The 654-nt window shown below is 61.6% G+C and carries 1 protein-coding gene; it reads left to right on the top strand.

Going from position 1 to position 654, the window contains the following annotated elements; genetic code table 11:
• The coding region (locus A3730_RS03095; protein ID WP_255364164.1) for a Mur ligase family protein at positions 1–654 on the top strand (654 nt) is incomplete at both ends.

Raw genomic sequence — 654 nt, 5'->3', positions numbered from 1 at the left:
AGTGTCTTCCCATGCGCTGGATCAGCATAGGCTGGGGTCAACGCCAGTACCCGTGGCGGTGTTCAGCAATCTGAGTCGGGATCATCTGGACTACCACGGGGACATGGAAGCCTATCTGGCGGCCAAATCCGTGCTGTTCACCCGCGATGGAGTGAAGCTGGCGGTGATCAATTGCGATGATCCGGCGGCTTATTCGTTGATCGGATGCCTGGCCGACGGTGTGCGTTGCGTGACCTTCGGCGATCAGCAGGGTGCCACGGTCCGTTGTGCTTCGGTCGTCTTTACTGCTGATGGAATGGAGGCAGAGCTGACGGTCGGCGGTGAGCCCCTCGCGGTGACGTTGCCACTGTTCGGTCGTTTCAATCTCAGCAATGTGATGGCCGTTGCCGGCATTCTGCATGGTCAGGGCGTCAACACTGCTTCACTGGGCGGTGCACTGGCGGCGGTGACACCGGTGCCCGGTCGTATGGAACCGGTGCAGCAGACGGGCTGTCCCACCGTGATCGTTGATTACGCCCATACTCCGGACGGGCTGGAAAAAGCCTTGCAGGCATGCCGCGCCCATTTCCACGGTCGGCTGTTCTGCATTGTGGGGTGTGGCGGAGACCGGGATACCGGCAAACGCCCGCAAATGGCCGCTGTGGCCGAGCGTGG

It is taken from the genome of Alcanivorax sp. HI0044 (assembly GCF_001634945.1).
The sequence above is the reverse complement of the archived record's forward strand: the minus strand, read 5'-3'. Positions and strand labels throughout refer to the sequence as shown.